Raw genomic sequence first — 21,412 nt, forward strand, 5'->3', positions numbered from 1 at the left:
CTCACCCCGGCGAGACGTCGGCGCCTTCCTCGGGACGGCGTTTGGCGCGGGCCAACTCCTCAACGAACGCGATCACCTCCGCCCGTTTGTCGGGCGGCAGCGAGAGGAACGCGCGGACGAGCCTCAAGCCCTCGGCTTCGGCTGAATGGTCTGCTTTGGCATCCATTCCCCACTGTCGGGCGGCCGGGAAAAATATGCAATCCCCCACGCAACAGCTTCTTGATTCGGCCGGCCAGCTTTGCTGGAATAGCCCCGACAGGGGTGCACCATGAAGTGGATCACGGAACGCGACGCGCTGATCGCGCAGACAATGGCCTTCGTCCAATCGGTCACCGGCAAAAAGGATGACTTGCATCCACCGGAGATCCCGATGGCGACAGTGGCCGCGTCGGTGCAGATCGTCCCCGCCAACACCGTCGTCGAGACCGAGCCACTTCAGGCCGCTCCGCCGCAGCCCTTGCCTCTCCCGCCGCCGCGGGTGGCGAGCCACGACGTCCGCACCGAGATGCAGGCCCGCATCGCCAATTTCCGCAAGCATCAGGAGCGGTTCGAGCGCGAGCGCGAGGAATATTGCGCGGCCACTTTGACCAAACTGCGCGCCGCCATCCGCGACCCCTCCTCCCGTCCACCGGCTGACAAGTAAAGCCGGATCTCCCGTCGCTGGCCTAAAGCCAGGACCACACCAGCCAGAGATTGGCCGCGCAGGCGCCGAACAGGGCCAGCGTGAGGGGCAGCAGCATGCGCCCGCAAGAGGTTTTCAGGTCCGTCGTCATGGCCGAAAACATCCGCTGATTCCGCCAAACGAGTCCCGGGGATTCTTTTTTTCGGGATTCAGGACTCGTTAAGGACTCAGGACCCGACGACCCCGATCACGGCCGCGTGATCGACCGTCCGACCGGAACCCCTCCCCCGCAAAGTCGTTAATGCGCTTTCCGGGAGCGGGAAGAATGCCCTACGCCCTGTTCTGCAACGACGCCCAGATCAGCAAGGCCTATCCTGACGAGTCCGACGTCTGGAGCCTCGCGCAGCGAAGTGGCCTCGTCGTGGACGTAACCGCGGATGACGACCGCCCCGGGCCACGCCGGGTGCTCGACAACGATTACGAGATCAAGCCGTGCCAGGCCGCACAGGGCGAGGACCCCGCGAGGAACAAGGCGGAGGCCGATCGCCAGGCGAGGATGGAGCTCGAGCTGAATTCGTAAAGACGGATCGAAGCTGGGAAGCCGGAGCTCAGGAAAGCTCAGGGCGTCGCGGTGGCCAGCGAGGCCTGCTCGCCCGCCAGAGCCACGCAGGCCTTCCGGCGATGCAGCCCGCGGATCGCGCCGGTGACCTTCAGCACCTTGCCGGAGGAGCACGAGGCGTCCTTGACGAAGGCCACCTCATAGGGTGCCAGCATCAGAGGCTCGGATTTGAGGATTGTTTGGGCAGCGCACGGCAAACTGACGAAGCACGAGAGCACCACAGCCGACACCAAGATACGCATGTCCGTCGTCCCACCAGCCCGGTAATTCTCATATAACGCGTTCCGGCGCGCGAGTTCCGTAAGCTGCAAAAATTATTTTTGCTTTACCCGAGCTCCATGACGCGCGTGAGAAAGCGCGCGCCAAAACGTTTGCTTGCAAATGACGCGCCAGATGGTTGACGCAATGCAAACGACAGGAGGTGGCAACCGGAGCCCGGCAAACGAAAGGCCGGCGGGAGCCGGCCTTTCGTCAGATCGTGGTTGTTGGTGGCGCGTCAGTAGCGCGAGGCTGCCGGACCGCCCCAGCCAAAGCGGTAGTTCACGCCGACCTTGACGGTATGCTCGTCCTCCCGGCCGCGGACGCCGACAACGTCGACCGGACCGGAGGTGATCGTCGTGCTGCCGAAGTTGTAATACTGGTACTCGGCCTTGGCGGACCAGTTCGGCGCGAACATGTATTCGAGGCCAGCGCCAACGGTATAGCCATCCTTGCTGTTGCCGGTGGCGGTGAAGGGCTGCGGCACCCCGGCAATATTGACGCCGAGGCCGCCATTGCGCCAGGCATAACCGCCCTTGGCGTAAAGCAGCGCCGGACCCCAGGTGTAGCCGATGCGGCCGGTCACCGAGCCGAGCTGGTCGGTATTGGAGGTCACCTGCGTGCCCAGCGGGAACGTAGCGCCGCCGTTGTTGGTCGGCAGCCAGGAATACTGGGCCTCGACACCCATGACCCAATTGGGCGCGAACTGGTAGTCGAAGCCGCCCTGAACACCGCCGAGGAAGCGCGCGTCGCTCGACTGGAAGCTGCTGTCGCCGGCAAAGGCGCCGCCGACATGGCCGCCGATGTAGAAGCCGGTCCAGTTGTAGATCACCTGCGGCGGCGTGTAGGCCGGAGCCTTGGTGTAGGTGCGCGCCTGCATGTCGGCTGCTGCAGCCGGCGCGGCCAGCGCAAGCAGGGCAACTGCACCCAGCAAAATCCTTTTCATGATCATCCCCGTTCTTTCAAATTCGACACTCAGGAAACAACGTGGCGTGAATTGGGTTGCTTCGAGGCGATGCCGGAACGTTGATCGTTCGTGACTGTGACGGAGCGGCAACAACGCGATTTTGTTCCGTCCCGCAGGCGCGTGCCGACGGTTTTTTTTCCGTCGGAAACAGAACCCGCCGTAACGATTAGTCGCAACGCAAAACCACTTCGTTCAAAGCTCCCCGAAATGTGATCCGGCAGCTCCGGCGGGCTCTGTCCTATCACCAAGCGATGAAGGTGGGCTTTGCGCTACCGCGTCATCTTTTCAAGTTCCGGAAAGGGTACGTAAACCGCGCCCGCGCACAGCTCGCTGGCACGATCAACGACGCGGTCCGCCCGACCGTTGACGAAGATCACGGCGCGCTCCCTCATGGCCTTGTACGTGCCGTCGGTCTCGCGTGGGGTGAAGTGCAGGCAACTGACATAGAACTGCCGGCCTCCGACCTCGCGCTGCACCGGCTCAGCCATGCTGGCGTCACGCACGCCGACAGGATTGTTCAAATAGCTGCGCATCAAGGCCAGCGTGTCGCCACGGAAATTATCCGGGAACGGTTGTGGACCTCCGGCCTGAGTCCCGTCCATCAGAGTTGGACGGTCACCATCGCTGCCGAAACATCCCGTGAGCGCCAGCGGCAGTGCCAGCATCAACGCCAAGCTCACTGCGCGTTCCGCTAGTCGCCGCACCGCTTACGCTCTCCGCTCGATCAGTCTCGAAGACGTTCCAGCCCCAAGGTTGCAATGATGCATGTCTACAGGTGTTTTGCCCGACGAGTCAAACGGCTTCGTAAAATCCGCAGATGAGCCACCCGTCAAACCATTGATTTATCTACGACCCGCTACTGTGCATGGGGTTGTTTTTCGAGGTTTTGTTTGCGGCCGCCAAACCTGGGGCGTTGCTTGCGGGCTTCAGCATGGTCGTACCGGCCCGCCGCCAGCACCTCGAGCTTTCGCCCAAGGCGTGACGAACGGGCCGGTCCTGAATTCCTCACGCGGCGGTTGGGGCAATGCTAGGACGCCGCCGCGCAGGATCAGTCGTTAGCTGCGCTTCTCCATCGTCGCCGGCTTGGTCACGTCCGGCTGCGTCTTCAGCGACTTCTTCGCTGAGAGATGCTTGTGGTGGTGGCGATGCGTGCGCACGGTCTTGTGCTCGTCGGGAGTGACCGCGGCGTTGGCGTTCATCGCCTTCGACTTGGTGTCCACCTTGGCGTCCGCCTTGACGTCCGAAGCCTTGACGTCTGAAGCCTTGACGTCTGAAGTCTTGACGTCCGAAGCCTTGGCACCGGCCTTGAGGCCGGCATCCGGTTTCGCGGCGGTGGTCGACACCTTGGTCTGGCTCTGGTCTGCCTTGATCACCGGCGTGGTCGTGGTGGTCTTGCCGGCCTCGGCTGCGAAGGCCGGGGCTGCGATCACGGAAGCTGCGAGCAAGGCTGCGGAAATGGTCTTCAACATGGTTGGTCTCCTCTTGGAAGGATCTTGAGGCGGGCGCCCTCTCGCCAACCCTTTGATCGTAGGTTGGAGCCTAGGGGGCACGCACTGAACCCAATCTGAAGCCCGCAGCAGGCTTCCGTTCATCTGGATGACAAGTTTGTCATCCGCCCGCAGGGCGAATAGGCCAGGATGCCGGGAATGTTTTTGCCTGATGGGTGTTCCGGTCTTTGGGCAATCGTGTAGGATCGCCACGTTCCATACCGGAGAACTTAGATGCGCAAACTCTCAACGCTTCTTGTGCCGGGACTTGTCGCCATGACATTGGCGGCCGGGCCGGCTCTGACCAGCGCTTATGCCGCAGGTGGCGACACCCCCTCGTCGCCGCCATCGTCGGACACCTCGACCAAGAAGGGCAAGAAGAAGAGCTCCTCCATCAGCGATCCGAAATTCCTTGCTGCCTATCGCACCGCCTACACCACGATCTATGACAATCACGACTACACCGGCGCGATCGGCCAGCTGAAGTCGCTCAAGCGCGACGACGTCGCCGACGTCGCCAATCTGATCGGCTACTCCTATCGTAAGCTCGGCGATTACCAGTCGTCGAAGATCTATTACGAGCTGGCGCTGAAGGACGATCCGAACCACGTCCGCACCTGGCAGTATTACGGCCTCTGGCAACTCGAACAGGGCAATCGCGAGCAGGCGCAGTATCACCTGAACAAGCTCGCCTCGCTCGCCGGCACCGACAGCTCCGAGTATCGCTCGCTCGCCGCCGCGCTCGACAAGCCGACCGGGGCGACCCTCGTCTATTAAACGCATCGCATCTTCGCACGAGGCGAACGGGCACAACCGCAGGGTTGTGCCCGTTCTGCGTTCTCGGCTAGCTTGCCCACCAAACCTCCCCTCGCAAACCGGTGCGCAATGGACAATTGGCTGCGATCCGCGATCGACTACATCGGCTTCTGGATCGAATTCCAGCACACCACAATCCAGCAGCCCGGCGTCGTCATCGCATTCGCCCATCGCGGCGAAATCGTCGCCGAGCACGCGTTCGGCCTCGCCAATCTCGACACCGGCGAGAAGCTCACCCCGCGCCACCGTTTCCGCATCGCCTCGCACTCGAAGAGCTTTACCTCGGCCGGCATCATGAAGCTGCGCGAGCAGCGCAAGCTCCGGCTCGACGATCCCATTGGCCAATATGTCGGAGGCCTGCATCCGCGCGTCGCGGAAACGACGATTGCGCAAGTGCTGTCGCACAGCGCGGGACTGACGCGCGACGGCGCCGATTCCGGTCAGTTCATCGACAGCCGTCCCTATCTCGACGCGAGCGAGCTGCTCGCGGAATTGAAGCTGCCGACCGTAATCGAGCCGGGCACACGCTTCAAATATTCCAATCACGGCTTTGGGCTGATTGGTCTCATCATCGAGGCCGTGACGAAGGAGCCCTACCGGGTTTGGATGAAGCGCGAGATCATCGAACCTGCGGGCCTGCGCGAGACCGAGCCGGACGCGCCGCTTCCCAAGGGGGCGCCGTTCGCGCGCGGCCACACACGAAGGGTGCCCTACGGAGAGCGATGCGTGATCCCCGGCGACAATCCCACCCACGCGATGGCTTCCGCCACGGGCTTTGCCGCTACCGCCGCCGACACCGCCCGCTTCTTCGCGCAGCTCGCGCCCAACGCAAGAAAGAGCCTGCTGTCGGTCGCAAGCCGCCGCGAGATGACGCGACATCATTGGCGCATACCGCAGAGTTTCGAGGCCTATTACGGCTTGGGTATCGGCGCCGGCAGGCTCGACGGCTGGGACTGGTTTGGCCACGGCGGCCATTTCCAGGGCTATATCTCGCGGACCTGCGCCATTCCCGCCTGCGAACTCGCGATCAGCATCATCAGCAACTCCATCGACGGCGCAGCGCCGTTCTGGATGGACGGCGCGATGCAGATCCTGCGCGTTTTCCAGACCCGTGGCGCACCCGACCGCCGCGTGAGCGACTGGACCGGCCGCTGGTGGACGATCTGGGGCGCGACCGATCTGGTACCCGTGGGCAACCGCGTGCTGGTCGCCAATCCTCAGTTCAACAACCCGTTCATGGATGCCGGCGAGATCGAGGTCACCGGCCGCGATACCGGCAAGCTCGCCTGGGCCGCCGGCTACTCCAGCCACAGCGAGCCGGTGCGCCGCGTCCGCGACAAGCGCGGCAAGGTTAGTGACGTCTGGATCGCTGGCGCCAACATCAAGCCTGCGGCCGCCGTCGCCCGCGAGATCGCGCGGAGATACAAGCCGCGCAAGCGCCCGCCTACTCCCGAATGAGAGTCTCGACCTCGCTCCGAAGGGCCTGCCGCGAGCCGTCGCGCGAATAGAACATGTGGCCGCCGGGATAGACCACGAACTTGACCCGCTGCGTTGCGAAGGCCGGCAACTGGTCGAGCACCCGCTTCGATCCGAAATAGGGCGTGGCGAGATCGAACAGGCCGTGCGCGACCAGCACGTTCAGCTTCGCATCCGTGGCGAGGATCTGGCGCAGCTCGGAGACCGACTGCGGCGGGTTGATGCCGCGGCCGAAATCCCAGTGGCCTTCGATGGCGCCGTTCAACACCTCGTAGGAGCCATCGGGCCGCCAGTTGAGCTTGTGCGTCAACAGGTCAACCGCAGCACTCGTTAGCGGCGCCTGCAGCGCATCGCCGGAGGGATCACCGAACCGCGAGCTGCTGGAATCCGGATAGGGATCGAAGCCGCGCACCGAGGCGTCGTAGCGCCCCGTCACCTTGCCGTTCTTGCGGTCGAATTCGCGGCGGAATTCGCCGACGTCGAAGCGGCCCGCAAGCCGACGGCTCACCGACTGGTCGATGCCGGTGAGCTCGGCGACCTTGTCGGCAAGACGATTGGTCGCTTCCTTGTCCGCCTCACCCTTGACGAGGTCGGCCAGGAATTCGCCGCGCGCGTAAGCCTCTGCGTCGGCGAGATCGGCGCGTTTGACCGGACCTTTCGCCTCACGCGCCACCGCGACATAGCTCGGCAGCGTCGCGACATATTGCAGGAGGCTGGTGCCGGTGAACTCACGGAAGTCCAGGAGCGGCGACACCAGAATCAATCCCCTGACCCCGACGCCGTGCTGGAGCTGCAACTGGCGCACCACCTTCGGCCCGCGAATGCCGCCATAGCTTTCGCCGGCGACGTATTTCGGCGAGGTCAGCCGGTCGTGCTTCTCGAGCCAGCGGCGGATCACGAGCGCGATCGAATTGACGTCACCATCAACGGAGTAGAACGATTTGCGCGCGTCATCGCCGGTCGCGACGAACCGGCTATAGCCAGTGCTGACGGGATCGATGAAGACGAGATCGGTGAAGTCGAGCCAGGTCTCCGCGTTCGGCTTCACCTCGGGCGAGGCGGACGGCGACAGCGCTTCGCCATCGAGCGGCAGCCGCCAAGGCCCGGCCGCGCCGAACTGGAGCCATGCCGAGGACGCACCGGGCCCGCCGTTGAACAGGAACGTCACGGGGCGCGTCGCACGGTCGGCGCCGTCGAGCTCATAGGACGTATAGGCGATGTCGGCCACAGGCTCGCCCTTGCCGTCGAACACGCGGATCGATCCGGCGGTCGCTGCGAAATTGAGGGTGCGGCCGGGAAGATCGAGCGTCTGCTTCGTGGTCGAATCCGACGGAAGACGGTGCGGCTCGGCGGATGACGATGAATTTTGCGATGCGCCTTGTGCACCGCCGCGTCCGCCCTTCTGTCCGGCTGGTGCCGCCGCCTCGGCGCGCGGCTGCGGCGGATCGTCGGCGCGCGCCAATCCTGCGAGCGCGAAGGCCGACACCGCCAGCACCAGGGTCGCGCGGCGGAGCGCCGGCATATTCGTGGCCATGATCGTTCTCCCTGTCCGGCGACGACCGCCGGTGCGGACCGTAAGGGTAGCGCGGAATTGCGACGGTTTGGGGGATCATGGCTCCGGTGGTGCCTGAAGAGCCCGGTTGGGCACAAACCGACCCGGTTTCGTGCTCAAATCGGAATCGGCAGTTGCCGGTCTGCTGTGAAGGGCGGTCATCCTCGACAATCGGGGGCGAGATCGTTAGACGAGCCCGGCGGAACTTTCTCCAGCCAGCGGCCCTGCCCGGAAGCCATGACCAAGCCAGCGCGATACGACCGGATCGCCTTCGTCGCCAGCCCGAGCAGCGAGGCGCAAGCCGCCTTCGGCCAGCTCACCAGGGACTTCGGCAATTGCGATCCGAAGGACGCCGACATCGTGGTCGCACTCGGCGGCGACGGGCTCATGCTCCAGACGCTTCATCAGCACATGCATACGGGCAAGCCGATCTACGGCATGCACCGCGGCACCGTCGGCTTCCTGATGAACGAGTACTCGACCGTCGATCTTCGAGCCCGTCTCGAGGCGGCGCAGGAATCCGAAATCCACCCCCTCCTGATGCGCGCGACCGACGCCAACGACCGCGTCCACCTGCATCACGCCATCAACGAGGTCGCCCTGTTCCGGCAGACCTACCAGGCCGCGCGCCTGCGGATCCTGATCGACGAGCGCGAGCGCATGTCCGAGCTGATCGCCGACGGCATCATGGTGGCAACGCCGGCCGGCTCGACCGCCTACAATCTGTCCGCCCAGGGACCGATCCTGCCGATCAACGCCGCGCTCCTGGCGCTGACGCCGATCAGCGCCTTCCGCCCGCGACGCTGGCGCGGCGCGCTGCTGCCGAACACGGCTTATGTCGTGATCGAGGTGCTGGAGGGCGACAAGCGCCCCGTGGCGGCGGTCGCCGACCACGACGAGGTCCGCGACGTTCGCCGCGTCGAGGTGCTGTCCGACAGGACCATCTCGATGCGCATGCTGTTCGACCCCGGTCACAGCCTGGAAGAGCGCATTTTGCGCGAGCAGTTCGGCTCCTGAGCCGCCTCGCCGGACTGCCGATCGCAACCCTTCATTAACCCCCGGCGAGATATGGTTAACGAAAGTTGACCGCTCCGGCCCGGGCTCCATGTTCCGCATCGATTTCAACAAGCTGCGTTTCCTCGTCTGCGACGACAATCCGCACATGCGCCGCATCCTGCGGACGCTGCTGCATTCGTTTGGCGCGCGTGAAGTCTACGAGGCCGAGGACGGCGCCACGGCGCTGGAAATGTACAGCCATTACGTGCCCGACATCGTCATCACCGACTGGGCGATGCCGATCTTCGACGGGCTCGAGCTGGCGCAGATGATCCGGCAGCCGGAATCCAAGGGCAATCCCTACGCGCCGATCATCATGCTGACCGGCCATTCCGAGAAGCGCCGCGTCACGGTGGCGCGCGATGCCGGCGTCACCGAATTCCTGGCCAAGCCGATCTCGGCCAAGGGGCTCTACCAGCGCATCCTCAACGTGGTCGCCAGTCCCCGCCCCTTCATCAAAACCAAGACCTATTTCGGCCCGGACCGGCGCCGCAACATCAACTCCGCCTATATGGGCCCCGAGCGCCGCGTCGGCGAAAAGCACGAGGTGCTGCAGCAGCCCTCGCTGCTCGACAAGGCCCGCTCCACCATCTAGCGCAACGTCTCTCACGATCGAGGCCGATATCATGGCGAAGAACAGCGCAAGAGACATCGAGATCAAGGCCTTCGCCACGCATCAAATCATCACGCAGCCCAACCCGCTGCGGTCGGTCCTGCGCCGCGTCGAAGACAAGGACATGGACGATCCGGTCGGCCGCGCCGAACAGGCGCTCGCGGGCCTTGCCGGCGAGTTCAAGGACTGGATGGCGACCGAGATCAACCGGCTGTCGGCGGCCTACGTCGCCATCCGGCACGACGGCTTCACCAAGGACAGGCGCGACGAGTTGTTTCGCGCCGCGCACGACATCAAGGGCGATGCCGCGACTTTCGGCTATCCGGCGGCGGCGGGCGTAGCCGAGAGCCTGTGCCGCGTCATCGAGCACGCGCCCGATCTCGAAAAGGTGCCGGCCGAGCTGTTCACGCACCACATCAACGCCATCCTCGCCATCGTGCACGAGAACACCAAGCTCGACAGCATCAGCGTCTCCGCCGAGCTCAGCCGGCGCCTGCGCAAGGTCGCCGACGATTATCTCGCCGACGCCAACCGCGATCGCCCCGAGCATCTCGAGGTGATCCTGGCGCCGAGCATCGCGCCGGCGGGGTAGCTTCGCCGTTCGCGAGGTGTGGTAGGGTGGGCAAAGCGAAGCGTGCCCACCAGTCGCCATGAGTTGTGCGGAGAGACGGTGGGCACGGCGCAATGCGCCTTTGCCCACCCTACGTCGTCTCGTTACGCTGCAATCAGCTCGCCATACACCGGATCAACCATCTCCTCCGCGACCAGCTCGTCGCAGAACAGCCTTGCCTCTTCGCGTGCGGATTCGGTGGCGAAGCGGCGCAGCAGGACCATCAGCGGCTCGGTCGCGCCGCGGTCGGTCTCGCAATGGGTGAGCACGCGCTCGACCATGCGGCGGCGCAGCCTCGCCGCATTGTCATCGCTGTCGACGAAGCCCTGCTCGTGGCAGGCATCGAGCGCGACCTGGAAGGCCGCAAACGTCGCCTCGGGAAGCCCGGCGCGGCGGAGCAGCGCGTGCAGGCTATTGCCGCCGCGATCGTGCAGCAGCGCGGACACGCGCGCCAGCGGCAGCTCGGCGAGCTCAGCCAGCGCCGCATGGAAGAGATCCAGATTGCTCGACAGCAGCGCGCGCAGAATGAGACCCGCGGTGAGCTGGCCGGTGATGCGCAGGTGCCGAACAAGCCCTTCCATGTCTTCGCCGCGCGAGCGCGCCGCGATGTTCATGGTGGAGCGATCGCGGGCCTCGGTCGCGATGCGCTCGGCGCGGTCGGCAGTCAGCCAGTTCCGGGCGACGACGAATTGAGCCAGCGTCTCCGAGAGTTTTGCCACCAGCGCGGCGCGCGTTGCGGACGGCAGATCCTCCAGCACCAGCATCGCCTCGCGGATCGCGGCGAGATGGCCGTGACGCTCGACGATGCGATCCCAGGAGAACGGCGCAAGCTCGGCATGAGGATTTTCGATCAGCTCGAGCGCTGCCGCCGCGCAGCCGACTTCGGCAATGGCGGCGCAGACCGATACCGGCAGCGCGATGCGGCGCGCGACTGCGCACTGCACCTCGTCGTTGCCGGTCGCGACGATGTCGACGAGATCGGCGTCGATCAGCAGCGGAGAATGTTCGAGCACGGGCAACGCGACGGTCGGCTGGTCCCCCGACAGCGCCCGCACGATCGACGCGGGCGCCTCGGTACTGCGCGCAAACGCCTCGGCCATCGCCTGCCGCACCAGCGGCGAGGGATCGTCGAGCAGCATCAGAAGCGCGCCTTCAGCGGCAACACGGTCATCATGGGAAAGGTCTGAGATCAGCCAGGCCCGGGCCAGCGCCCGCGTTGCCTCGGCCCGCTCGCCAGCGGGCGCCGTCCTGATCCAATTGATGAACTGCCGAACAATCATGGTGCTTCCGGCTTACGCAACGAAGACGAAGCGGTGACGGCTTGTCACCTGCAACACAAAATAAACCACGACGCTTAACAAAGCGTTCACCATAACTGGCTGGTTTTATTGACGTTTTGTTAAGGGAACAAAGGCGGCCCGTTCACGCACCGGGACCTGCGCGCAGCGTTCACGCTGCGACGTATCCGAGACACGGGCGCGCGAATTAGCTTGAGAACGTGCCGCTGCGATCGCTGAAGAGATCAAGAGGCTGCGGCGGCCGGACGTCGGGCGTTGCCGACGCGGCCGAGGTCGCGGGTGCGACCGAAGTGAGCGAGGCATTGTTGCCCCACAATTTCTGCACGGTCGTCGAGACCGGCTGGGTGGTGTCGCCGGGCTGATAGATCGAGCGAAACACCGGCGTGCTCGGTGCATTGTCCGCGACCGTCGTCGGCGCCGTCGCGCTGACCGGCGTCACCGCGCGTGTGTTCGGAAAGGACTGGAGATACGCGGCATTGTCGATCAGCGGCGCGGCAGGCTGTACGCCGTTGGCGCTCGCGACCTGCGTGGTCGACGGCGTGCCGCCATACATCGCCATCGCGCTGCGGGTGGTTTTCGAATTTGCCGCGCCGGCGTAGCGTGCATCCAGCACCGAATAGACCTCGGAAACGCTGCGCGCGCGGCCGTCCTTGGCGTAGAAGATAGAGCGATTGGCGGACGCCGCGTTGGGAAACAAACGCGCGCCGACCGCTTGCGGATTGTCCTCGGCATTGGCGATCAGTTTCGCGGCGCCGCCGACGCCCATGAAATGCGCCATGTAGAGTTCGCTGTCGGACGGCCTGCGGCCGAGCAGGCCGGTGAGCTTGAAGCTGTTCGACTGCGTCAGCGCCGCCGCCATGCTGGAGGCGGCCTCCGGATCGTCGCGCAGCTTCATGATCGACCGCTTCATCGCGGGATCATCGACGGTGTAGGTGCCCGACGACGTCCTGGTGATGGCGTCGGAATAATTGCCATAGCCGAGCTGGGTGCCGGCTTCCTTCACCGTGCCGAGCCAGGTCTGGTCGATGAACTGGTAGAGCCCGTGCGCGGATGACGTAGTCGCCGCCGCCGTGGGATCGAAATCCGATTCCATCTTGGCGGTGGTCAGCATGTACTGGAAGCTGATGCCGGTCCGGTTGGAGACCTGATTGATCGCACCGGCGACGCGTGCCCGCGACGGATCGAGAACCGCCGTCTGAGAGGCACTGGAGTTGTCGACCGACATAATGAAGTGCCCGCACCGCACGGCGTTGAGTGGCGCCGGCAATTCGGCGCCCTGTCGTCTCACCGTGGGACAGGTATGGTTAATGCGGGGTTAATTCGGCCGTCAGCCCTACCCTCAATGACGGCAGGATTATTTCTTGTACACCGCGTCCGGATCGAACAGCCTGTCCGCATCGACAAAGACGAGCCTGGCGCCGCCGCCTTCGGCCTCGACCTTGCGGTAGAAGCAGGACCGGCGGCCGGTGTGACACGCCGCGCCGATCTGCTCGACACGGAGCCAGACCGCATCCTGATCGCAATCGGTGCGGATCTCGACCACGCGCTGGGTCTGACCTGAGGTCTCACCTTTTCGCCACAAGGCATTGCGCGAGCGGCTGAAGTACCAGGCCTCGCCGGTCGCGATGGTCTTGCGCAGCGCCTCGTCATTCATGTGCGCGACCATCAGCACGTCGCCAGTGGCGACGTCGGTCGCGACGACGGTCACGAGGCCGGCCGCGTCGAACCTGGGAAGGAAGGCGAGACCTTCCTCGGTTTCATGGGAGTGAGCAGACACAACGCCCTCGCCGGTCTATTCGCGAGGTCAGCGCTGCAGACCTCGCACCAGGGACAGAAAACGAGCCTGCTCCGCCGGATTGTCGCGGAACATGCCGGTGAAGCGGCTGGTGAAGGTGGAGGCGCCATGCTTGGCGACGCCGCGCACCGACATGCAGGTATGCTCGGCCTCGATCAGCACGGCGACGCCGCGCGGCTTGAGGATCTCGTCGATCGCCGCCGCGATCTGCGCGGTCATGTGCTCCTGGGTCTGGAGCCTGCGGGCGAAGATGTCGGTGAGGCGCGCAAGCTTCGACAGCCCGACCACGCGTTCCACCGGCGTGTAGGCGATGTGCGCCTTGCCGTAGAACGGCATCATGTGATGCTCGCATTGCGAGGTGAACTCGATGTCGCGCACAAGCACGAAATCATCATAGCCGGCGGTCTCGCCGAAGGTGCGATCGAGCACTTCGGCCGGGCACTGGTGATAGCCCTGATAGAGTTCGTCGAAAGCCTCGACCACGCGGCGCGGCGTGTCGAGCAGGCCCTCGCGGTTGGTGTTCTCGCCGATATAGGCGAGCAGCGTCTTCACTGCCTGCTCGGCCTCGGCGCGCGCGGGGCGCGGCTGGTCGGCCCGGACGGCGGCGGCGAGGAATTCGGAAGGATCAAGCTCCGCCGGACGGCTCTCGGGCTGCCGGTCGGAGGGCTTGTTGGGGCGGATGGATTTGATGGTAGCGTCCATGTCGACTCCGTTCGACGGCCTTGCGGCCGGAGTGTCACCGGCAGACGGGGCGGCGAACCGCCGGACGCCTGAGAGAACAGTTTCGGCGAAAAAATCTGCAAGCTGTAACGCCGGCAGCAGGGTTCTGCATCACACCACTGCTGCAGCGCTGGACTGTTTTTCCGCCAGTTCCGACCCTATATAAGGCCGTGGACGGCGCACGCCAAGGCCGATCCTGCTGGACTCCATCACATGCTGAACGACATTTATAACAAGCGGATCATCGAACTGGCCGGGAATATTCCGCGGCTCGGGCGGTTGCCGGATCCCGATGCCACCGCCACCGCCCATTCCAAGCTGTGCGGCTCGACCGTCAAGGTCGACCTCAAGATGGAGGGCGAGAAGGTCACTGACTTTGCCCACGACGTGAAGGCCTGCGCGCTGGGACAGGCTTCTTCATCCATCATGGCAAGTCAGATCGTCGGATCGACTGCGAGCGAACTCCGTGAGTTACGCGAAACTGTTCGCAAGATGCTGAAGGAGAACGGCGCGCCTCCTGAAGGCAAATGGGAAGAGATCAAGTTCCTCGAGCCGGTCCGCGACTACAAGGCGCGCCACGCCTCGACGCTCCTGACCTTCGATGCCGTGGTCGATGCCATCGGCCAGATCGAGGCGAAGGCGAAGCAGCCGGCTGCGGCGCAAGGCTGATTCCGGCGGAGGTTGATCCCGGGCTCGTCGCTGGGCCCGGATATAGATCAGAGATTCCGAGGCTACTTCTGCGATGCCGCGACCGGCGTGGCCACGCGGCCCGTCGGCACCAGGGCTTCCGCCGTCTTGGTCGACTTGGCAGGCTGCTCCGGTTCCGCACCGAACCTCGCCTGGGTCTTCGGTGCAAGCTCCGCCATTGCCGGCGCGGAGATATCGACATGCGGCAACACGTCGGCCACGAGATCCGTCGTCACGAGATTGGTAAGCTTGAGCTCGCCCGCATCGAGCTCGTGCAAATCTTCCCACGGCGGGACGCTGAGCGCGAGCGACAGCAGGTCGCCGGCACCGCCCATGTCGAACGTGTATTTGGCGAGCCGGCCGATATCGCGCTCCACGATCATCAGGTCCTGCGCGCTGTAGCTCGCGGCCTTGGCATCGTCGGCGCGATCACCCATCCAAATCTGATGGACCCGCACATGGGCCGCTTCCGGCACGTAGCGCTTCTTGCCCGCCAGCAGCAGGAACACGCACATGGATTCGCAATAGGCCTCGGGCGCGACCGCCGGCCGAACCGTCTGCCCGCCGCGGGTCTGAACGCTGATACCGACCGTGGTCAAAAGTCCGAGATTGCGAAAGCGCCGGCCGAGCGTGATCGCGTCGTTGACGGAACCGCCACTGGAATCGAGCACCACGGTGGCGCCGCCGAGCTGGCGTCCGCGGGAAAATTCTTCGAAGTCCCGGGGCGTATCGGCGGTGATGATACCCACCGCACTGACCCACCCGCGGCAATTCGGTTCGCAGGCGACCCAATTGAACTTCATCGGCAGCTTGCGTTCTTCGAGGGCAGCACCGGCCCGAGCCGACGACCCGAGCGTCGCGACGGCGCCAGCCAGCACGACCCCACAAGCGGCGGTTCCTACCAGCAACCAGCCGCGAAGATTGAGCGCCTTCAGAAGTTTCAAACTGGTCCCTTCCCCAAGCCCAAAGCAATAAGCCAAAGCCGATTCAGGCAAGCCCCGTTCTGACGTTCCATGAGTCTCACATGGGCGTCACAAAAATGGTATCCGGGGGAATACAGATCGTCCATAGGTACTTGCTGCACTGCTCCCAAAAAGCACGCAAAATATGGCGTGCAAACAACAGCTTACAGTTCCCTGCATCGGAACCACGCAAAACCTCGCCCACGATCTCTGCAAAGCGCCCATGAAGCAATCAGCCTGCGAGCACTGTTCCAATTCCGTCGCGGGCGCGCTCCGGCTTCCGCGCAGATTCGGCCGCGCGCTGATCTGGATCTACCGCCACACGCTCTCGCCCTTGGTTGGCTACAATTGCCGGCACCTGCCGACCTGCTCCGCCTATGGCGACGAGGCGATCGAAAGGTTCGGGCTGTGGGCCGGCGGCTGGATGACGCTGGCGCGCCTGCTCCGTTGCAATCCCTTCGGCACCTCGGGCATCGACAACGTGCCCCTCACCGCGCCACAGGGCGCGCGCTGGTACTCGCCCTGGCGCTACGGCCGCTGGCGCGGTGTCAATGCATCCTAAGCACGGCGCGGCGCCTCACGCGTCGCTACCTTGAGTGGAACCGAAATTCTCCCCTCGCGTTGATGTGATGCTCCCGCGGGAGGAAAAACAATGCGCTGGAAAATCAGCCCTCATTTTCACTTCAGGTCTGGACCGGATTCGCGGATTGGTTCGCGAGGCCACGATCCCAGAACCCTCGACATGCTCGCCATCATTGTCCTCTTGATGCTCGCGGTCGGCTCCGGCTGGTATCTGGCCACGAGCACTGCCACGCCGCCCAGTACGACGGCGTTCATCGTGCCGAGCCAGAGCGTGCACTGGTAGAGCTAGACTTTAGAGGTCCAGCACCAGCCGGTCGGCATCCGATCCGGCGACGCAGATCATGAGAAAGCGTTCGCGCTCATACGGCGACAAGACGCGGTCGCGGTGCACGGGCTTGCCCTCGATCCAGCCGACCCTACAGGCGCCACAGATACCGCCGCAGCAGGACGTCGATATATCGATTCCTCCTTCCTGCAAGGCCGCCAGCATGGTCTGGCCGGCGCGAACCGGGATTTCGGTCCCCGTACGCGCCAGCAACAGCGTGAAGGGCTTTGCGTCAGGGTCGATCACCGGTGGCGGCGCGACGAAACGCTCGATGTGAACATTGGCTGCGGGCCAGGCTGCGGTCAGGCGCTCGAACTCGTCGGTCATGCCTTCCGGCCCGCAGCAGGCGACCATCGTCTGCCCCCCAACTTCGCCGACCAGCGAAGCGAGATTCGGACGCCCGGCGCAGGACGTGCGGTGCACGACGACACGCCCCTCATCGATCAGCGGCGCGAGGTGTGCGGCAAGCGGCACCTCCTCGCGCACGATGAGGTGCAGCACAAAGCCTGTATTGCCAATCTGCAGGAGGTGACGGGCCATCGACAAGAACGGCGTTACACCGATGCCACCGGCGACGAACACATGATGCGCAATGTCCGCACCCGGCTCCAGCCCGCCGCGCGGCAGTGACACGCCGATGACGTCGCCTATGCCAACCTCGTCGTGAAGCGCGCGCGAACCGCCGCGCCCATCGGCCTCGCGTTTGACCGCGATGACGTAACGCGAGTTGTCGGCGGGCTCGTTGCACAGCGAATAGGTCCGCACGAGACCGTTCGGCAGATGCAGGTCGATGTGGGCGCCGGGCTTGAACGGCGGCAGGTCCCAACGGTCGGGATCGGCCAACGTGAACACCTTGATCCCCGCACCGGCCTCTTCGATGCCGGCGACAACCGTCTTGATCGTCGTTATCGGCCGTGCGCTCATGCCATGTTCCGCACGGTGTCGCCGACCCTGACGATGCCGCCTTGCAATATCCTGCAGTTGAGGCCCGAGCGGTTGATGAGCGGATCGAAGATCGCCTTGCCGGTGATCTCCTCGATATGCCGGCATGGGATCGATAATCGGGTTGCTTCCAGCAAGGTCTCACCTAACCAGAAGCGGCGGCCGACCAGATGGTTCAACGGCACGCCCTCGACCGTCACGTTGCGGCGATGCTCCTCGGGACTGAGTTCGATTCCCGCGTCGCGCTTGAGCGCAACCAAGGTTTCGAGCTCGAACAAGGTGACCTGCCGGCCCTCTTCGGGCTTGTGCGAATAAAATCCTTCCTCGCGCCCGATCATGTAGCGGTCGCCTTCTATCCCTTGGCCGGCGACGAGAACGAGCTGCTCCATCGCGCGCATTGGCAGGAACGCGCGTGGAGCGAGATGGAGGAAGCGGACCAAGCCAGTCCAGCCGAGGCGTGCTGTGCTATCGGCCGAGCCGGCGCCTATCTCATCGAGCATGACAAAATCCTTGTGAGAAGCGATGGCGCGCCGCCGGCAGCGGCGCGCCGCGGGATCAGGTCAGTTCCTTGTTCGCCATTTCCGGCGCGAACGTGGTCGCGGTCGCCGTGATGGCGGCGCAGCCAATCAGCAGCAGCGAAACCGGCCAGGTGGCGCCGCCACTCCAGCCCATCAGAGCCGCCGCAATCAGCGGCGTCAATCCGCCACTGATGGCGGCCCCGACCTGGAACCCGAGCGAGGCGCCGCTATAGCGCAGCCGCGCGGAAAACAGCTCGGAGTACCAGGGCGCGCCGATGCCGAACATCACCATCTGCCCGAAAGTAATCGCCACCACGATGGTCCAGATGACGATGGTGGGATCGCGGGTGTTGAGCAGCCAGAACAGCGGAAAGGCAAACAGCGCCGAAAACAGACAGCTCGCATAGAACATCTTTTTGCGCCCGACGATGTCGGACAGCCAACCGAACAGCGGAATGGCGAGCAGCGCGACCAGCGATGCCGCGAAGGCGCCGTTCAACACCACCGTACGCGATAAGCCAAGATTCGCGGTGGCGTAGGACATCACGAACACGCCGCCGATGCTGGCATAGGCGATCTCCGAGATCTTCAGTCCGACCGCGGTAAAGAAAGGACGGCGGTGATGCCTGAAGATCTCGACCAGCGGCAGACTTGCGACCTCCTTTTTGGCCTGGACCTGGCGGAAGGCCACGGTCTCTTCCATGTTGAGGCGGATGTAGAGACCGACGCCGACCAGCAAGATCGAGATCAGGAACGGAATGCGCCAGCCATAGGACATGAACTCACTTTCTGGCAGGCTCGCCACCAGCGCAAACATGCCGATCGCGGCGAGATTGCCGATGGGATTGCCGACCTGCACCATGCTGCCGAGCAGGCCGCGGCGGTGCGTCGGACAATTCTCCACCACCATCAGCACCGCACCACCCCATTCGCCGCCGAGGCCAATGCCCTGGAGGAATCGCAGGCCGATCAAGAGCAGCGGCGCGGCGATCCCGATCTGCTGATAGGTCGGAAGCAAGCCGATCAGAAAGGTGCCGATGCCCATCACCATGATCGTGATCGCGAGCATCGCCTTGCGGCCCACCCTGTCGCCGTAGTGACCGAAGATCGCGGCGCCAAGCGGTCGCGCCAGAAAGCCGACCGCATAAGTGCCGAAGGCCGCGATCGTGGCGAGCGCGGGGTTGCCGGCAGCGAAGAAGACCTTGTTGAAGACCAGCGCGGTCGCCGTGCCGTAGATGAGGAAGTCGTACCATTCGACCGCGGTGCCGATCACGCTCGACCACACGATCCGCCGCAAGCTCGCCGCCTCGTCCGGGGCTACGTTCAGGGTTACGTCGTCTGCTACGGTCATCGATGTCTCCAAAAAGTACCGGCGCCAGGGAAAGCAGTTGGTTCTGTCCGCGGAGCCCATCGGCAGCCGGACGGTAAAAATCGATCATGTTTACTGTTGGAAATCAACGGTGCGGAACGCGGCAAATGCCGTCCGGAGCGGCAAAGCACGCTTATTGCCCTTTAATTGAGCTGATTTAGGCGATAAACCAGAGTCTTTGCTTACAATATCTGCGACCTTGCTCTAAATTTCTGCACATATGTTTTCCTTTGGAATACAGCCGGCGCGTACACGGAAGGGACAGCGCGCACCCGCCGGACTGGCAGTCGAGCGGCATCTGTTGCAAAAGAGACGTCAGCAATTCGGGAGACTCATGCGTGCTTGACGTCAGCAAAGCGGCAGCCGTCGGGGCCAACATTCGCCAGGCGCGCATCGCCAAGGGCCTGACACTGGACCAGCTTGCCAAACAGAGTGATCTCACGCGCGGCTATATCTCGCTGGTCGAGCGCAACCTGAAGATCCCTTCGCTCGCCGCCCTGCTACGGATGGCAGCCGCGCTCGAGGTCAACGTCGCGACCTTCTTCGACCCGAACGCCGAGCCCGCGCCGCGCTACACGCTGTTCCGCCGTGAAGGCGGCAGCGTGCCGCTGTTTCAGGACACCTTTGGCGTAGTGCCACTGGCAACCGGCCGCACCCGCAAGATGATGGAGCCGTTCCTCCTGAGCCCGCCGCACAAGTCGGCGACGCGCGCCTCGCATGCGGGCGAGGAGTTGCTGTTTGTCATCAACGGCAAGATCGCGATCAAGCTCGACGGCGAAGAACTCGTCCTCGGCAAGGGCGATTGCCTATATTTTTCAGGCGAGACACCGCACGAGGTCAGGAGCCTCGGCCGACAGAAGGCGGAGGTCCTGGTTGTGGTCGCCCAGAGCCCGGCGGCGTAACGCCGGCCGAGCACCAGGTTTAGCGGGACCAGAAAAAGCGCCCGGGTGGCGGCGGGACCGGCTCGGGCGGACGTGGCCGCTTCGGACGCGGTGGTTTCGGCGAGGGCTCGGCGGACGAGGTGGTCTCCGCGCCGGGGGCTGTCTCGCTTGCCGGCACCTTCACCGCCAGCAGCAAGTTCGATTCGTGCATCCGCCAGCGGTAGCCGACGCCGAAATCGATCGGCTGGGCGCGCGTGAACAGCGCGGCGTAGCGTTCCTGGTAGCGGCCGGGAAATTCGCTGATGGGTCCGAGATAGCGGCCGAACGGGAAGAAGCGCCATTGCCGCGAATTGTAGCTCGAAAGCGGAATGCCGGAATCGTCCTGGACGATGGTCGCGCTGTTGGCGAGCAACCAGTCGCGCGCGACGGTGAAATTGCCGGAGTGCAGCAGATAAGACGCGCTCTTGATCAGGCTGTTGCCGGGGCCGAGCGTCTCGCAGAACTTCAGGAAGCCGGCTGCGCGTGCACCTGAATTGGAGAGATCGGTCGAGAAATAATACAGCGTGCGCGCCTCGCCGTCGGGGCCTGCAAAGGTGATGCGGGCGCCGCGCGTCGCGTTCGGTCCGGGGTTGTCGTTGCCGACATGCATCCCGCCCTTGTCGTCGAGTGCAACCATTTCGACATTGCGGATGGTCTTGCCGGAGCGGACGAGGAAGACGTAGAGGATCGGCAAGGTGCCGTTGACCTGGTTGGTGTGCAGGTCGACCTTCATTTGCTTGGTGATGAAGAAGGAAAAACTCAGGATCGAGCCGAGCGAGCGCTCGACATTGTAGAGCGCGGCGCCGACCGAACCGCGTGGCAATCGCGTCAGGTCAGCCACCGCACCGACCGGCTCCAGCGCGCCGAGCACGTAAGTGCTGGCCTTCGAATAGAAGGCGTTGGCGTAGAGGAAGTCGGGGCCGCTGAACAAATAAAACATGGTCGGTCTGGGCGCCGCCAGATTGACGTCGGCCCAGTTGCGGATCTTCGAGAGCTGGCGCTCCTCAAGCTGGGCGAAGGCGCCGTCGAAGAATCTCGCGTGGCGCTGCCAGCCCGGGTCCTTTGTGAGCGGCACCAGCGGCGAATCCGCCGAAGGCTGCATGCCCGCGAGGAAGCGCGCGGTGTCGTCGAAGGTTGCCTCGGCAGCACGTGCGGACGGGACGGCCGCAGCCAGCAAGGCGAGAGCCACGGCCGCAATTCTCATGGGTCGAAACATGT

26 protein-coding genes are annotated in these 21,412 nt (G+C 64.3%); 11 read left to right on the top strand and 15 right to left on the bottom strand.

Annotated features, from left to right (window positions below):
• Window position 1: 1 nt before the first annotated feature.
• Window positions 2-166 carry a hypothetical protein gene (locus FXB41_RS26300; RefSeq protein WP_007602663.1) on the bottom strand — a complete coding sequence of 55 codons (165 nt, stop codon included), beginning with the start codon at window positions 164-166 and terminating at the stop codon, window positions 2-4.
• 102 nt (window positions 167-268) lie between these two features.
• On the opposite strand from FXB41_RS26300, the gene FXB41_RS26305 reads away from it, so the two are divergent.
• Both FXB41_RS26305 and FXB41_RS26310 read left to right on the top strand, forming a co-directional pair.
• Entirely contained in the window at window positions 269-643 is a 375-nt protein-coding gene (locus tag FXB41_RS26305; protein ID WP_219683801.1) for a hypothetical protein, read from the top strand.
• 304 nt (window positions 644-947) lie between these two features.
• Window positions 948-1,202 carry a hypothetical protein gene (locus tag FXB41_RS26310; RefSeq protein WP_219683802.1) on the top strand — a complete coding sequence of 85 codons (255 nt, stop codon included), beginning with the start codon at window positions 948-950 and terminating at the stop codon, window positions 1,200-1,202.
• A gap of 38 nt (window positions 1,203-1,240) precedes the next feature.
• On the opposite strand, the gene FXB41_RS41785 is transcribed toward FXB41_RS26310, so the two are convergent.
• The 4 genes from FXB41_RS41785 to FXB41_RS26330 all read right to left on the bottom strand — a co-directional run bounded on the left by FXB41_RS41785 (window position 1,241) and on the right by FXB41_RS26330 (window position 3,935).
• Window positions 1,241-1,483: a hypothetical protein gene (locus FXB41_RS41785; protein ID WP_018455389.1), complete on the bottom strand. Its 243-nt coding sequence runs from the start codon at window positions 1,481-1,483 to the stop codon at window positions 1,241-1,243.
• A gap of 254 nt (window positions 1,484-1,737) precedes the next feature.
• Complete coding sequence (locus FXB41_RS26320) at window positions 1,738-2,445, bottom strand: outer membrane protein (protein ID WP_219683804.1); 708 nt, start codon at window positions 2,443-2,445, stop codon at window positions 1,738-1,740.
• Window positions 2,446-2,735: 290 nt separating this feature from the next.
• Entirely contained in the window at window positions 2,736-3,131 is a 396-nt protein-coding gene (locus FXB41_RS26325; protein ID WP_035961651.1) for a hypothetical protein, read from the bottom strand.
• A 390-nt stretch (window positions 3,132-3,521) separates the two neighbouring features.
• Window positions 3,522-3,935 (bottom strand): His-rich protein BRANT, encoded by a 414-nt coding sequence (locus tag FXB41_RS26330; protein ID WP_219683805.1) that lies wholly within the window; start codon window positions 3,933-3,935, stop codon window positions 3,522-3,524.
• 252 nt (window positions 3,936-4,187) lie between these two features.
• Between FXB41_RS26330 and FXB41_RS26335 the strand changes: the two genes are divergently transcribed.
• Both FXB41_RS26335 and FXB41_RS26340 read left to right on the top strand, forming a co-directional pair.
• Entirely contained in the window at window positions 4,188-4,730 is a 543-nt protein-coding gene (locus FXB41_RS26335; protein WP_219683806.1) for a tetratricopeptide repeat protein, read from the top strand.
• 108 nt (window positions 4,731-4,838) lie between these two features.
• On the top strand, window positions 4,839-6,227 hold the full coding sequence (locus FXB41_RS26340; RefSeq protein ID WP_219683808.1) for a serine hydrolase domain-containing protein: 1,389 nt from the start codon (window positions 4,839-4,841) through the stop codon (window positions 6,225-6,227).
• Here FXB41_RS26340 and FXB41_RS26345 read toward each other — a convergent pair.
• Complete coding sequence (locus tag FXB41_RS26345; RefSeq protein ID WP_219683810.1) at window positions 6,214-7,779, bottom strand: S10 family peptidase; 1,566 nt, start codon at window positions 7,777-7,779, stop codon at window positions 6,214-6,216. The genes FXB41_RS26340 and FXB41_RS26345 overlap by 14 nt on opposite strands.
• A 255-nt stretch (window positions 7,780-8,034) precedes the next feature.
• Between FXB41_RS26345 and FXB41_RS26350 the strand changes: the two genes are divergently transcribed.
• From FXB41_RS26350 to FXB41_RS26360, 3 genes are all read left to right on the top strand, one after another.
• Window positions 8,035-8,814, top strand: a complete 780-nt coding sequence (locus FXB41_RS26350; RefSeq protein WP_007602648.1) for an NAD kinase — start codon at window positions 8,035-8,037, stop codon at window positions 8,812-8,814.
• An 88-nt stretch (window positions 8,815-8,902) separates the two neighbouring features.
• Window positions 8,903-9,448, top strand: coding sequence for a response regulator (locus tag FXB41_RS26355; protein ID WP_007602647.1), 546 nt, complete (start codon window positions 8,903-8,905; stop codon window positions 9,446-9,448).
• Between the two features lie 31 nt (window positions 9,449-9,479).
• Window positions 9,480-10,058 (top strand): Hpt domain-containing protein, encoded by a 579-nt coding sequence (locus tag FXB41_RS26360; RefSeq protein WP_219683812.1) that lies wholly within the window; start codon window positions 9,480-9,482, stop codon window positions 10,056-10,058.
• 122 nt (window positions 10,059-10,180) lie between these two features.
• Here the strand turns inward: FXB41_RS26360 and FXB41_RS26365 are convergent, their stop codons facing one another.
• The 4 genes from FXB41_RS26365 to folE all read right to left on the bottom strand — a co-directional run bounded on the left by FXB41_RS26365 (window position 10,181) and on the right by folE (window position 13,871).
• The gene (locus tag FXB41_RS26365) at window positions 10,181-11,356 is read right to left on the bottom strand and encodes a DUF2336 domain-containing protein (protein ID WP_219683814.1); all 1,176 of its coding nucleotides are present in this window, start codon (window positions 11,354-11,356) and stop codon (window positions 10,181-10,183) included.
• A 205-nt stretch (window positions 11,357-11,561) separates the two neighbouring features.
• Complete coding sequence (locus FXB41_RS26370; RefSeq protein ID WP_219683816.1) at window positions 11,562-12,641, bottom strand: lytic transglycosylase domain-containing protein; 1,080 nt, start codon at window positions 12,639-12,641, stop codon at window positions 11,562-11,564.
• Window positions 12,642-12,728: 87 nt separating this feature from the next.
• Complete coding sequence (gene hisI / locus FXB41_RS26375) at window positions 12,729-13,151, bottom strand: phosphoribosyl-AMP cyclohydrolase (protein ID WP_219683818.1); 423 nt, start codon at window positions 13,149-13,151, stop codon at window positions 12,729-12,731.
• A gap of 27 nt (window positions 13,152-13,178) precedes the next feature.
• Window positions 13,179-13,871, bottom strand: coding sequence for a GTP cyclohydrolase I FolE (gene folE, locus FXB41_RS26380; protein WP_007602630.1), 693 nt, complete (start codon window positions 13,869-13,871; stop codon window positions 13,179-13,181).
• Between the two features lie 231 nt (window positions 13,872-14,102).
• On the opposite strand from folE, the gene FXB41_RS26385 reads away from it, so the two are divergent.
• A complete protein-coding gene (locus tag FXB41_RS26385; protein WP_007602629.1) occupies window positions 14,103-14,558 on the top strand; it encodes an iron-sulfur cluster assembly scaffold protein in 456 nt (151 codons plus the stop codon).
• A 62-nt stretch (window positions 14,559-14,620) separates the two neighbouring features.
• Here the strand turns inward: FXB41_RS26385 and FXB41_RS26390 are convergent, their stop codons facing one another.
• Window positions 14,621-15,520 (bottom strand): COG3904 family protein, encoded by a 900-nt coding sequence (locus FXB41_RS26390; protein ID WP_219683820.1) that lies wholly within the window; start codon window positions 15,518-15,520, stop codon window positions 14,621-14,623.
• A gap of 241 nt (window positions 15,521-15,761) precedes the next feature.
• Between FXB41_RS26390 and yidD the strand changes: the two genes are divergently transcribed.
• Window positions 15,762-16,100: a membrane protein insertion efficiency factor YidD gene (yidD, locus tag FXB41_RS26395; RefSeq protein ID WP_035994626.1), complete on the top strand. Its 339-nt coding sequence runs from the start codon at window positions 15,762-15,764 to the stop codon at window positions 16,098-16,100.
• Window positions 16,101-16,190: 90 nt separating this feature from the next.
• Entirely contained in the window at window positions 16,191-16,403 is a 213-nt protein-coding gene (locus FXB41_RS26400) for a hypothetical protein (protein WP_007602626.1), read from the top strand.
• A 9-nt stretch (window positions 16,404-16,412) separates the two neighbouring features.
• Here FXB41_RS26400 and FXB41_RS26405 read toward each other — a convergent pair whose 3' ends face one another.
• From FXB41_RS26405 to FXB41_RS26415, 3 genes are read right to left on the bottom strand one after another with little or no spacing between them, the layout of a single operon-like run.
• Window positions 16,413-17,369 (bottom strand): PDR/VanB family oxidoreductase, encoded by a 957-nt coding sequence (locus FXB41_RS26405; RefSeq protein ID WP_007602625.1) that lies wholly within the window; start codon window positions 17,367-17,369, stop codon window positions 16,413-16,415.
• Window positions 17,366-17,887: an MOSC domain-containing protein gene (locus FXB41_RS26410; RefSeq protein ID WP_219683822.1), complete on the bottom strand. Its 522-nt coding sequence runs from the start codon at window positions 17,885-17,887 to the stop codon at window positions 17,366-17,368. The genes FXB41_RS26405 and FXB41_RS26410 overlap by 4 nt, the downstream gene beginning before the upstream one ends.
• 55 nt (window positions 17,888-17,942) lie before the next feature.
• Entirely contained in the window at window positions 17,943-19,256 is a 1,314-nt protein-coding gene (locus FXB41_RS26415) for an MFS transporter (RefSeq protein WP_219683823.1), read from the bottom strand.
• Between the two features lie 356 nt (window positions 19,257-19,612).
• On the opposite strand from FXB41_RS26415, the gene FXB41_RS26420 reads away from it, so the two are divergent.
• On the top strand, window positions 19,613-20,176 hold the full coding sequence (locus tag FXB41_RS26420; protein WP_007602622.1) for a helix-turn-helix domain-containing protein: 564 nt from the start codon (window positions 19,613-19,615) through the stop codon (window positions 20,174-20,176).
• Between the two features lie 19 nt (window positions 20,177-20,195).
• Here the strand turns inward: FXB41_RS26420 and FXB41_RS26425 are convergent, their stop codons facing one another.
• Window positions 20,196-21,410, bottom strand: a complete 1,215-nt coding sequence (locus tag FXB41_RS26425) for a hypothetical protein (RefSeq protein WP_219683824.1) — start codon at window positions 21,408-21,410, stop codon at window positions 20,196-20,198.
• Window positions 21,411-21,412: the final 2 nt, after the last annotated feature.

The organism is Bradyrhizobium canariense (assembly GCF_019402665.1).
GTDB lineage: Bacteria > Pseudomonadota > Alphaproteobacteria > Rhizobiales > Xanthobacteraceae > Bradyrhizobium > Bradyrhizobium canariense.

What these genes read in the sequence shown, in the direction of transcription:
- FXB41_RS26300 (WP_007602663.1), bottom strand. Translation starts at nt 166, where the DNA reads ATGGATGCCAAAGCAGACCATTCAGCCGAAGCCGAGGGCTTGAGGCTC.
- FXB41_RS26305 (WP_219683801.1), top strand. Translation starts at nt 269, where the DNA reads ATGAAGTGGATCACGGAACGCGACGCGCTGATCGCGCAGACAATGGCC.
- FXB41_RS26310 (WP_219683802.1), top strand. Translation starts at nt 948, where the DNA reads ATGCCCTACGCCCTGTTCTGCAACGACGCCCAGATCAGCAAGGCCTAT.
- FXB41_RS41785 (WP_018455389.1), bottom strand. Translation starts at nt 1,483, where the DNA reads ATGCGTATCTTGGTGTCGGCTGTGGTGCTCTCGTGCTTCGTCAGTTTG.
- FXB41_RS26320 (WP_219683804.1), bottom strand. Translation starts at nt 2,445, where the DNA reads ATGAAAAGGATTTTGCTGGGTGCAGTTGCCCTGCTTGCGCTGGCCGCG.
- FXB41_RS26325 (WP_035961651.1), bottom strand. Translation starts at nt 3,131, where the DNA reads ATGCTGGCACTGCCGCTGGCGCTCACGGGATGTTTCGGCAGCGATGGT.
- FXB41_RS26330 (WP_219683805.1), bottom strand. Translation starts at nt 3,935, where the DNA reads ATGTTGAAGACCATTTCCGCAGCCTTGCTCGCAGCTTCCGTGATCGCA.
- FXB41_RS26335 (WP_219683806.1), top strand. Translation starts at nt 4,188, where the DNA reads ATGCGCAAACTCTCAACGCTTCTTGTGCCGGGACTTGTCGCCATGACA.
- FXB41_RS26340 (WP_219683808.1), top strand. Translation starts at nt 4,839, where the DNA reads ATGGACAATTGGCTGCGATCCGCGATCGACTACATCGGCTTCTGGATC.
- FXB41_RS26345 (WP_219683810.1), bottom strand. Translation starts at nt 7,779, where the DNA reads ATGGCCACGAATATGCCGGCGCTCCGCCGCGCGACCCTGGTGCTGGCG.
- FXB41_RS26350 (WP_007602648.1), top strand. Translation starts at nt 8,035, where the DNA reads ATGACCAAGCCAGCGCGATACGACCGGATCGCCTTCGTCGCCAGCCCG.
- FXB41_RS26355 (WP_007602647.1), top strand. Translation starts at nt 8,903, where the DNA reads ATGTTCCGCATCGATTTCAACAAGCTGCGTTTCCTCGTCTGCGACGAC.
- FXB41_RS26360 (WP_219683812.1), top strand. Translation starts at nt 9,480, where the DNA reads ATGGCGAAGAACAGCGCAAGAGACATCGAGATCAAGGCCTTCGCCACG.
- FXB41_RS26365 (WP_219683814.1), bottom strand. Translation starts at nt 11,356, where the DNA reads ATGATTGTTCGGCAGTTCATCAATTGGATCAGGACGGCGCCCGCTGGC.
- folE (WP_007602630.1), bottom strand. Translation starts at nt 13,871, where the DNA reads ATGGACGCTACCATCAAATCCATCCGCCCCAACAAGCCCTCCGACCGG.
- FXB41_RS26385 (WP_007602629.1), top strand. Translation starts at nt 14,103, where the DNA reads ATGCTGAACGACATTTATAACAAGCGGATCATCGAACTGGCCGGGAAT.
- yidD (WP_035994626.1), top strand. Translation starts at nt 15,762, where the DNA reads ATGAAGCAATCAGCCTGCGAGCACTGTTCCAATTCCGTCGCGGGCGCG.
- FXB41_RS26400 (WP_007602626.1), top strand. Translation starts at nt 16,191, where the DNA reads ATGCGCTGGAAAATCAGCCCTCATTTTCACTTCAGGTCTGGACCGGAT.
- FXB41_RS26405 (WP_007602625.1), bottom strand. Translation starts at nt 17,369, where the DNA reads ATGAGCGCACGGCCGATAACGACGATCAAGACGGTTGTCGCCGGCATC.
- FXB41_RS26410 (WP_219683822.1), bottom strand. Translation starts at nt 17,887, where the DNA reads ATGCTCGATGAGATAGGCGCCGGCTCGGCCGATAGCACAGCACGCCTC.
- FXB41_RS26415 (WP_219683823.1), bottom strand. Translation starts at nt 19,256, where the DNA reads ATGACCGTAGCAGACGACGTAACCCTGAACGTAGCCCCGGACGAGGCG.
- FXB41_RS26425 (WP_219683824.1), bottom strand. Translation starts at nt 21,410, where the DNA reads ATGTTTCGACCCATGAGAATTGCGGCCGTGGCTCTCGCCTTGCTGGCT.